The 10,285-nt window shown below is 56.1% G+C and carries 9 protein-coding genes and 1 pseudogene; 4 read left to right on the top strand and 6 right to left on the bottom strand.

The features are described 5' to 3' along the window. The first annotated feature begins 38 nt into the window (after positions 1-38). The 4 genes and pseudogenes from ACTO5E_RS08200 to ACTO5E_RS08185 all read left to right on the top strand — a co-directional run bounded on the left by ACTO5E_RS08200 (position 39) and on the right by ACTO5E_RS08185 (position 1,698). Positions 39-248, top strand: coding sequence for a hypothetical protein (locus ACTO5E_RS08200; protein ID WP_482302925.1), 210 nt, complete (start codon positions 39-41; stop codon positions 246-248). After that, complete coding sequence (locus ACTO5E_RS08195; protein WP_482302924.1) at positions 241-1,206, top strand: N-acetylmuramoyl-L-alanine amidase; 966 nt, start codon at positions 241-243, stop codon at positions 1,204-1,206. Before ACTO5E_RS08200 ends, ACTO5E_RS08195 begins: the two co-directional genes overlap by 8 nt. Before the next feature lie 67 nt (positions 1,207-1,273). Next, positions 1,274-1,498 (top strand): annotated as a pseudogene (locus ACTO5E_RS08190) (DNA adenine methylase); the annotation flags it as partial. Then, entirely contained in the window at positions 1,471-1,698 is a 228-nt protein-coding gene (locus ACTO5E_RS08185) for a helix-turn-helix domain-containing protein (protein WP_482302928.1), read from the top strand. The pseudogene ACTO5E_RS08190 and the gene ACTO5E_RS08185, both read left to right, overlap by 28 nt. Before the next feature lie 1,216 nt (positions 1,699-2,914). Here ACTO5E_RS08185 and ACTO5E_RS08180 read toward each other — a convergent pair. The 6 genes from ACTO5E_RS08180 to ACTO5E_RS08155 all read right to left on the bottom strand — a co-directional run bounded on the left by ACTO5E_RS08180 (position 2,915) and on the right by ACTO5E_RS08155 (position 10,222). Beyond that, positions 2,915-4,435: a DUF5605 domain-containing protein gene (locus ACTO5E_RS08180; protein WP_482302923.1), complete on the bottom strand. Its 1,521-nt coding sequence runs from the start codon at positions 4,433-4,435 to the stop codon at positions 2,915-2,917. 11 nt (positions 4,436-4,446) lie between these two features. Then, on the bottom strand, positions 4,447-5,889 hold the full coding sequence (locus tag ACTO5E_RS08175) for an FGGY-family carbohydrate kinase (RefSeq protein WP_482302922.1): 1,443 nt from the start codon (positions 5,887-5,889) through the stop codon (positions 4,447-4,449). Continuing rightward, positions 5,886-6,827 carry a transketolase family protein gene (locus ACTO5E_RS08170; RefSeq protein ID WP_482302921.1) on the bottom strand — a complete coding sequence of 314 codons (942 nt, stop codon included), beginning with the start codon at positions 6,825-6,827 and terminating at the stop codon, positions 5,886-5,888. The genes ACTO5E_RS08175 and ACTO5E_RS08170 overlap by 4 nt, the downstream gene beginning before the upstream one ends. Beyond that, positions 6,820-7,650: a transketolase gene (locus tag ACTO5E_RS08165; protein ID WP_482302920.1), complete on the bottom strand. Its 831-nt coding sequence runs from the start codon at positions 7,648-7,650 to the stop codon at positions 6,820-6,822. Before ACTO5E_RS08165 ends, ACTO5E_RS08170 begins: the two co-directional genes overlap by 8 nt. A 93-nt stretch (positions 7,651-7,743) precedes the next feature. Next, complete coding sequence (locus ACTO5E_RS08160) at positions 7,744-9,150, bottom strand: L-fucose/L-arabinose isomerase family protein (protein WP_482302919.1); 1,407 nt, start codon at positions 9,148-9,150, stop codon at positions 7,744-7,746. Positions 9,151-9,214: 64 nt separating this feature from the next. Then, on the bottom strand, positions 9,215-10,222 hold the full coding sequence (locus ACTO5E_RS08155) for a substrate-binding domain-containing protein (protein WP_482302918.1): 1,008 nt from the start codon (positions 10,220-10,222) through the stop codon (positions 9,215-9,217). Positions 10,223-10,285 lie beyond the last annotated feature (63 nt).

Genomic DNA, 10,285 nt, shown 5'->3' with positions numbered 1-10,285 from the left:
ATGTAAAAGCCCCGGCGTGAACTGCGGCGCTGGGTATCTTGTTTGCGTTCCTCTTCCAGCTGGACGTGTTCGCCATGTTTGGCTATACGGCCCAGCTGCCCGCCGTGGCCTATGTCATGACCAGCCTGATCCTGTCCGCAGGCGCTGCGCCTATCCATGAGTTGATTGAAAAGGTGCGGACATCCAGGGACACAATTTTGATGCCCGGTAAGATTTTCGAGCCGGAGAAAGGGGTGCGGGATGAGTAACAGCCCATTGAGCTGCAAGCGGGTGATCAGCCCCTTTTGCAACGGCCCCCGCAATCACAAAATCGACACCATCACCATCCACTGCGTGGTGGGCCAGATGAGCGTGGAGGGGCTGTGCGGCCACTTCCAGACAGCGGGATGCAGCTGCAATTATGCCATTGGCCAGGACGGCCGCATTTGTACCATTGTGGACGAGGGGGACCGCTCCTGGTGCGCTTCCAGCCCCAGCAACGACCACCGGGCCATCACTATGGAGTGCGCCAGCGACGGGTTCTACCCTTACGCCATCAACGCCAATGTGTGGAAATCCCTGATCGAACTGTGCGCGGACATTTGCAGGCGAAACGGCATCAAGAAGCTGGTGTGGTCCACAGACCAAAACACCCGCATGAACCATCGGAACGGCTGCAATCTGACGGTACACCGGGACTATGCCAACAAGTCCTGCCCCGGCGACTACATCTACAACCGGCTGGGGCAGATCGCCAAAGAGGTCAACCAGAAACTCAGAGGCGCACCCGCCGGGCCTTTCAAGGCGTATCAAGGCCAGGTGAACGCCGCCGACGGCCTGAACTGCCGCACGGCTCCGGTCAGCGGCCAGGTGCTCAAGGTCTACACAGACGGCACGGTGGTCACCATCACCAAGGAGGACGGCTGCTGGGGCTACACCGGCGAGGGCTGGGTGTGCCTGGATTACATTAACAAAATCGCCTCAGCTAAAGACCCGGCGGCAAAGGAGGAAAGCATCATGGATGGCAAGCGGTTCAAGAAAATGTATGATGATATTAACCCCACATACAACGCCCTGGATGAGGTGCCCGGCTACAGGCGGGATGATATCCGAGAGCTAGTGGAGAAAGATATTATCTCTGGCGTGGGCGGCGGCAAGCTGGGCCTGACCCATAGCGAGTGTAAGGCCGCTGTCATTGCCAAGCGGATTGCGGAAAAGCTGAAATAACCTGCTGCCCTTTGGTAGTCCGCCCGAGGATTCTGCCCCTTAATTTTTATGAAGGGATGGACTATCTATGGGCAGCTTTATGGGCTGGATCGGCGGCAAGCGTATGCTGCGCAAAGCCATTTTGGAGCGCTTCCCCACGGACAAGGTGGAGCGATATATTGAGGTATTCGGCGGCGCGGCCTGGGTGCTTTTCGCCAAGGAAAAGCAGGCGGGCCAGATGGAGGTTTATAACGATATCAACGGCAACCTGGTGAATCTGTTCCGCTGTGTAAAGTATCACTGCGGGGGCTTGTAGACATCCGGCCCGGCACAATCAGTGAATTATATCAAGAAGTAGCTGAGCGGGTAAGCTTTGAACACCTGGACAAAATCTGTGAGGCTTTGGACTGCGACCTGTCGGAGCTGCTGGAATACATAGCGAACCAGCAGCACAGGACAGGGGAAAACTTGATCCTGGAGGAGCATGGAAACTGCAAGAAAAAGACGAGCTGATTGTCTGCAAAGTTTTCTCGTTTTTCGCGCAAAGCTACAGCTGCCTTTTCTTCTAGTGTAAAGAATAACAAAAGTTTATGTTGAAGTTCCTCTGGCTGTTTTGGGATTGGAACCAGATATTGCTGTAACATCTGTTTTTGCAGCTTTCCGTTGACGTACAGCTGGTCGCCTCCTGGTCCCCGCAGCCAAGCTAACAGCCATGTTGGAGAAAACGGAGGACGCAGGCGCAGCCGGATTAGGTTCCCGCCCACCAGTGCCTCCTCCGAAAGCATATCCACCAGGGCGCCTCGTATACTGGTATACGTCACTAAGCTACGAAGCAGGATGTCCATCGTGCACAAACTGTAGCGGCTGAGCTGCATTTCCGAAACCTGCACCCACAACAAGCTTCCAGCTCGGCCAGTCTACTGTTGTCTTTACTCAGCTTGCTCACCATCGCAACTCCGTTTCCGGTGAGAGAGGCTTTTGCTCTCAACCCGGTCAGTGGTTGTTCTGCCAACAAATCACCTATAGGAGTATATGTTCTTATACCCTCTGCAGCCTGAATAGTTGTTAACAACAAATATTTCTTTAGGAACATTTCCAATTGTTCCGCCTTGTTACACAGAATTTCTGGCAAGCACATTTGTGCAACCATCTTCTCTTGGACAGGGATAGGGGGGAACCGAATCAGCACAGACTGCAACTTTTCCCTGGATAGAATGTCGATACTTACTTTTTTGGTTAATTGGACTAGTAGTGACTGCTGGCTGTGCAGGAAGTAATAGCCATATTGTGGGAGAATGGTATTCTCTCGAAAAAGACAATGCCTGAACAGCCTGATTGCAGAACATGGCTTAGCCGGCAATGGCCGTTTTGCCAATTGTCCTGGCAGTAGTAACCAGTACAGCATCCTTTTGAATTAGGTGCATCTGAATACACTGAAGAAAGGCGCGATGCGGGGGATCGGTAAGTTGCGATGGCAAGTCCCTCAGTGATTTTTACAAATATCCAGCAACTGCGATTGTTCTGTCTCAGCCTAGGGCTACTACAGCTCTGGAAGCTAGGTGGACGAAGTGTCTGTTGTGTCTTAACTACATTACTCATAAACGCTCTTAGCCGTGCCCCCAGAGCCAAACAGCCCTGTCCGGAGATGTTCACTGAGAGCTCTCAATATATAAAAACAAGGCATGACCCTAATATAGAGATCACGCCTTGTTTCTATTTTCACCGCTTCTTAGCCCTGCCTGATCAGCCTCACAGCCATATACTCCTTGCCAGGAAGCTGAACGCGGAACTTGCCGCTATGGACGCCGCCATCTACAATGGTCATCTCCCAGGTGTCAATAATCTCCACCTTCCACTTGTCTTCCGGAGACTTATGGAAGTCCCGGAAGCTGGGCCGGCCAAAACCATAGTAATGGATCTCATAGCCAGGGGCGCCATCTGGGCCCAGGAAGTCCACGCCGTCAGGTACGCCCACGGTTTCGTCAAAACTGCCCTGACCCCGTTTCAGGCCGTAACCTGGGGTCTCGCAGAGAATTTTATGAAGAAAGCGGATTCTCTCCGGACTCTCCCCATGGAGGGGACCGCCGTGGCTCCACCAGAGAATGTCGTTGTCCTCGTCCACAAAGGTCTCCCCGTGACCCGCGTAGCCGCCCCGGATGCTGGCCTCCCAAAAGCGCCGGGTCAGCTCCTGGCCGGAGATATTCCCCCAGCCCATGTCCACGTTGCCCTCATAGCTGATTTCATCCCAAACAATGGGCTTGCCCCAGCGGGTGCGGTATTCGTCCGTGTACTCCACATGCCTGTAAAGGTCCTGCCTTTGCAGACTGCAGTGAGTGACCCAGGGGCGGCTGTGGTCGTAGAACGCCATACAGTTGTGAATGCCCCGCAGATGCCTGTAAGGGTCCTTCTCGCAGAGAATTTTGGCATACCGCTCCCAGTCCTCCAGTTTCTTGCCAAAAAGCAGGTCATATTCATTGGCCAGACTCCACCATACATTGCGGTAGGCGGCAAACCGAGCCACCACATATTTCCAGTACAGATCGTCCTGCTCCGGCGTCATGGCAGAAAACCCCCAGCGGTCGTAAGGGTGCATAACAATAATGTCCGCCTCAATTCCCCGCTCCATCAGCTCCACAATGCAGCGTTCCATCCGCCGGAAATGCTCTGGGTTAAACCGGGTAAAGTCCCAATCATTTCCCTCAAAGCTTACGCGATAAGAAAAATTCTCCTCGCACAGGCCAGAATTGTCCACGGGCGTGCCCACATAGGGGAAGGTCTCCGGGTCCCGGAAGTTGTGAATATAGTGCTTGGGAAACACGCAGAAGCGCATCTTGTTAAAATAGCCCTTGTCCAGCTCTTCCAGGGTTTGCCGGTGGGTTTCCTCAGGCTGGTGGGCCCAGGCGTAGCAGGTGGTGCCCACAGAGTAGTAGGGCGTAGTGTCCTCGTAAGCAAAGTGGAACTGGTTCACCACACGCATAGGGCCGTGGTTGCCCTCTGCGGGCGGGGTAACAGTGAATCCGCCGGTGACAGTCCCGCCAAAGCTGCCGCTCATCTCATAGGTGTACTCGCCCTCAAAGCTGGGCATGAACCGGGCCTTGTAGACGCCCTCGCCGTCATAAAAACCATCTACTGTCACGGTCTCATTCTGACCCTTGAAAACGGCCGTACAGGTGTAGTCTGTAAAGGGGTTGCCGTCGGTTTTGCCTGGGGCGCTGATTTCCAGCATGCCCCATTTTTCTACGGTTTGCATGGTTTTCCTCCTTAAAGCAGCATATTGACTGCGTTTTTCCAGCCGTGCAGGCGTTGTTCACGCCAGGCTTTGTCATTTTTTGGCAGGTATACGGTACGTTCAGCCCGGGTGTTGATGTCTGGTGGGTACAGCCCGCAGGCAATGCCCGCGCAGTATCCGGCTCCAATACCAGAGAGCTCCTCCCGCTCAGGCACAGCCACAGGCAGACCCAGAATGTCCGCCTGAAACTGCATCAGATAGCTGTCACGGGTAGGCCCACCGTCTGCCCGCAGCTCTGTCAAGCTAACGCCTTTACATGTTATAGCGTCTATCACATCTGCAATCTGATACCCGATGGATTCCTCTGCGGCCTTGACAATCTCTGCCCGGCCGGTGCTTCGGCTCATGCCGCAGAGAATGGCCTTGGCATCAGACCTCCAATAGGGTGCGCCCAGCCCGGTAAAGGCGGGGACCAGATAGGCCTCATCCTCAGAATTGGCCCCGGCAGCTACAGCGCCCGCCTCCTTGGAGGAGTTCAGCAGTCCCAGGTCCTCCACCACCCATTTGATGACAGAGCCGGTGTAGTTGATGTTGCCCTCAAGCACATACTCCACCTTGCCGCCCAGCCCCCAGGCCAGGGAGGTGACCACGCCATTGCTACTGAAGACAGGCTGCCTGCCCACGTTCACCATGACGGAAGAACCCGTGCCATAGGTGGCTTTTCCCATGCCCGGCTTTACGCAGCCCTGACCGAATAGTGCGCCGTGGGAATCGCCCAGCACACCATATATGGGTATTGGGTGGGGGAGTATGCCATCCATATCGGTTTCTCCAAAGCAGCTGTCGCTCATGCAGACCTCGGGCAGCATATGAGGGGCTATACCAAACAGATGACACAATTCCTCATCCCATGTCAAGGCGCTGATATGAAACAGCTGGGTCCGGCTGGCGTTGGAGTAGTCGGTTTTGTGCTGGCCGGTGAGCTTGAAGATCAGCCAGCTGTCCATGGTTCCTGCACATAGGCTGCGCCCTGATAAGCCGGGCGTGTTCTCCAAAATCCAGGCCCATTTGGCCGCTGGGAAGTAGGGGGACAGCCGCAGGCCGGTTCTTTGGCGGATGGCTTCCGCGTGGCTTTCCAGCCGGTCGCAGATGGGCTGGGCCCGGCCGCACTGCCAGACTACCGCGTCCGCCACAGGCTCGCCAGTATCCCTGTCCCAGATGAGGGCGGTCTCCCGTTGGTTGCTGATGCCCATGGCCACAATAGACGCCGGGTCAGCTCTTGTGCTGTCAAGTAAATCTCTTGTCACTGTAATGGTGTTGCGGTAAATCTCCATGGGGTCATGGCTGACCCAGCCCTGTTGGCCAATAATCTGCCGGTGGGGCACATCCGTCCGGCCTGCCAGCACCCCGGCTTCGTCCAGGAGCAAGGCCTTGGTGCCCGAGGTACTCTGGTCGATGCTGAGAATATATTTCACTTCAACACACCCTCCACTGTGGCCGCTATACCCTTTCCGGTGATCCCATAGTGGGCAAACACCTCCGGCGATGTGCCGGTAATGACCGGCGCGTCTGGCAAGGACAGACACTTTACATATTTGGGGCAATGCTCTCCCAGTACCTGAGCGACCATACTGCCCAATCCTCCATATGGAGAGTGCTCCTCTACTGTAAACACAATATCTGCCATCTGCGCTGCTTGTATCACGGCTTCTTTGTCCAAAGGCTTTACACAGTACATATCCAGTACACTGGCGGCAATACCGGCTTTCTCCAAAAGCGCTGCGGCCTCCAAAGCAGGGCGCGCCATCTCGCCACAGGCGATGAGAGCAGCCTTGACCCGCTCCTCCCGGCCCCGCAGCCATACGGCCTTGTCCAGAGTAAAGGGGCAGTCCTTGTCAGTGTAGATATCCTCTACTGGATTGCGCCCCACCCGGATATAGGCAGGCTTTTCGTCCCTTAAAAGAGCTTGAATCAGGCGCTTGGTCTGATGCCTGTCGCTGGGGAGATACACCCGCATATTGGGCAGAGCGCTCATGGCAGCAATGTCCTGGGCCGAGTGGTGGCTCATGCCCAAAGCCCCATAGCTGACGCCGCCGGAAATGCCGATAAGCTTCACATTACTGTTGGAGTAGGCGCAGTCCACCTTGGCCTGCTCATAGCTCCGGGTGCTGAGAAAGCAGGCGGGAGATGCGGCAAATGCTTTCTTTCCGCAGGCAGCCAGACCCGCCGCAATGCTCACCAGGTTTTGCTCCGCAATGCCAACCTCCACAAACTGCGCGGGGAACCTCTCGGCAAAGGGGGCCAGAGACGCACTGCCCCGGCTGTCGCTGCACAGGACAAAGATATCCGGATCGGTTTCCGCGTGAGCCATTAGGGTCTCGCAAATGACCTGGCGGTTGGGAACATTATTCATGCCGGGCACGCTCCTTTCCTGCGGCAAAGTCCCGCTTAAGCTGCTCATACTCCTTCTGGTCAGGTAGATGGTGATGCCAGCCCGCCTTGTTCTCCATCAGCGGAGAGCCATATCCCTTGGTCGTGTTGGAAATAATAACCGTAGGCCTCCCTTTGACCTCCTTGGCCTGACAGTAAGCCTGGTCCACCTCTGCAATTCTGTCACCGTTGATTTCTATTACATTCCAGCCAAAGGCAGTGAAACGTTCTGCCAAAGGCTCATGGCTCATCACATTCTCCGTAGGGCCGGAAATCTGTAGTTTATTGCGGTCCACTACTGCGCAGAGATTGTCTAGGCAATAGTGCCCGGCGGCCATGGCCCCCTCCCAGACAGAGCCCTCAGCCAGCTCGCCGTCGCCCATAATGGTGTACACCCGGTAGCCCTTTCCACTTCTTTTGCCAGCCAAAGCCATGCCCACGCATACCGGCAAACCGTGGCCCAGTGAGCCCGAGTTCATCTCAATGCCCGGCAGCTTGTTGTTGGGGTGGCCGATGTAGGGGGAACCAAACTGGGAGAATCTTGCGGTCACGTCCGTCAAGTCAAGAAAGCCCTTGTGGCAGAGGACCGCGTAATAGGCCTCCATGGAGTGGCCCTTGCTGAGCACAAACCGATCCCGGTCAGGGTCGTTGGCAGTGGGGATGTTGAGATGGTTCTCATAAAGAACCAGGAGGGCGTTCATCAGGCTCATATCACCTCCGATGTGCCCGCCGCCTCCGGCCATGATGATGTCCAGGGCCTGCTGGCGCAAGTCCCAGCTGAGGAGCTCCAAATCGTGTATGTTCAAGATATCCCTGCTTTCTTCTTTTGAGTAATGACAGTCCCCGGCAGCTGAAAGAAGCTTCCAGCTTTTTCTTCCCGCCGGTAGAAAATTCTGGGGTTATTCCCCGCGCAGATAGGCCTTGACTTCGGCCTCATTCTCATCATACAGGTCCGGCGTAATGCCCAGATACTTACAGGCCTCATACAGCACTGGCACCACGTCTTTATGAATACCCACACAATGGTGGATATATGGGCCCTCCACAATTTTCGCTTCCAGGCGTTTGATGTTCTCCACCTCCACCCAGAGGTAGGTCCCCATACCCTTGGGACCGTCCACCCCCTTGGCGTTGCCCAGCAGCAAGCTGTATTCCCCGTTGTCTCCGTCAAACCGGCAGAGAGTCAAATCGCCGTGCTTGGCTTCTGCGGTAATGGCTCCCGGAAAGTCAAAGGCCAGGGGATAGGTGATGCAGGGTCTGCACCCGGCCACGCTGAGGGGCCAGGGGCCGCAGTGCTGCAAAAGCTCCCCGTTCTCTATGTCCGGGTGGCGGATGGTCCAGTCCGCGAAAAAGCCCCGGGCGCCGTCATTGGCGGCAGCCTCGGCCAACAGAGCTGTGACCGCCCCATGAATATCTGTCTCGCACACCACCGGGATGCCCTTGTCGTTGAGCAGCGCATTGGCCGCGCAGGGCATGACGCCCAGCTCGCCCTGCAAAGCGTTCCAGCACTGAATGGCGGCTGCGCTGCAGTGATATTTCTTCACCAGACGCTCCATGGCCACAGCAAGGCCCGCTACGTTTTGCAGCTGCTCATCGGTGACATGGATCTCCATATGCTCCCGGCAATAGTGGATGGTCTGATTGACCTCGTCACCCTCTTTCATGGCCTTTTTGACTTCGGCAGTCAGCTCCGGCAGGGGGATCGGGGCCAGCTGGATGTTGAACTTTTCCAGCAGTTCCCCCTCGTTGCACATGGTGGACCAGAAGTCAAAGGGCCGGGGCCCGATTTGCAAAATCTTGATGTTCCGAAAGGTTTTCACCACGTTGCACACGGCCAGGAAGTCCCGGATTCCACGCTCGAACACTGGGTCGTCCAGCCGGCAGTTTGTCAGGTATGTAAAGGGAACGCGGAAGCGGCGCAGCACCTTTCCTGTGGCAAACAATCCGCACTGGGTATCCCGCAGACGCCGCCCGTCCGGCTCAGGGCGTTCGTCCAGGGGACCCCACAGCAGTACGGGCACGTTCAGGTCTTTGGCAAGCCGGGCGCAGAGGTATTCTGTGCCGAAGTTGCAGTGGGGCAGAAACAGGCCGTCTACTCCCGCTGCCTGAAACTTTTCCAAAATCTTCAGCCGGTCGTTCTCATCGTACAGCAGCCCTTCCTCGTTGATGCCGTCAATGTCCACGAACTCCACATCCAGCTCTTTTAGCCGCTGAGCCGTCAGTCCCCGGTACTTCACCGCGTCTGGTGCGCTGAATATGCTCCGACGGGTGGGCGCAAAGCCCAGCTTGATTTTTGTCCTGCTCATCTCATATCACCCTTCTGTATGAATTACCTCCCGAAGAATGGGGAGGGGAATGCCGTGCAAAGTCCTAAATGCCCCGTATATCCCTCACGCTGTCCCGACAGATAAACGAGCTGGCCACCTGGGTCTTTGTGCGGTAGCTGTTCTCGTCTCCTGCAATCTCCATCAGTCTGCGTACAGCAGCTTGACCCATCTCATAATTGTATACCCGCACGGTTGTCAGCGGCGGACTGGATATGGCGCAAAAGGGCAGATCGTCAAACCCCACAATGGACACCTGCTGCGGCACCTGCACCCCAGCCTGGGCCAGAGCGCGCATGGCGCCCAGGGCGATCATGTCGTTATCCGCAAAAAAGGCGGTGGGCAGCTCAGGCTGCTGGGCCAGCAGTCTGGCCATGTCCGCGCAGGCCGACTCCATGCCAGTGGAAAGGGTAAGGGTATATTTGGGGTCGGGCTGCAGACCCTGCTCTGTCATGGCCCGGAGATAGCCCTGGCGGCGGTAGTAAAAGTTCTTTATCTGCATTTTCCCCCGCAAATGGCCGATACGGGTATGCCCCCGCTCAATCAGATAGGACACCGCCCGGTACGCCGCGTCTGTATTGTCAATCAGAACAGCGTTGAATTCCAGCTCCTCAAACCAGCTGTCCAGAATGACCACCGGAGCCAGAGCCCTCTGGAACTTTGCCGCCTCGTCAGCGTCCATCTCTGTAGCCAGAACCAGCAGCGCAGAGCTGCTGTCCTCTAAGAGCTCTGTGAGCCGTGCATGGTACTCCGGGTCGTTTTTTTGCAGATGACAGGTGACGGCTTCCAGGTTCTGCCGCCGGCATTCCGCCTCTACCCCGGCCATCAGCCGGGAGAAGAAGGGGGAGTCGTTGACCACCGAGCCGTCCGCCTGATACACCACCAGCCGGATTCGCTGGATTTTCAGCCCGTCAAAGTACCCCACCTCTCTGGCGGTCTGAAAGATTTTCTCTGCCGTGGCCCTGTTGACTCCCCGCTTGTTGTTCAACGCGTTGGAGACTGTTGCCGGAGAAAAGCCAGTAAGCCGGCTAATGGTTTTTATGTTTGGTTTCATATATCAGCTAATCCCTTTCTATGCGCCCAGTATTTGTTTTTTTCTTGATGGGCCGCCTCAGGC

The organism is Acutalibacter sp. (assembly GCF_056800975.1).
Note: the sequence above shows the minus strand (reverse complement) of the source record. Positions and strands in the feature narration are given on the sequence as shown.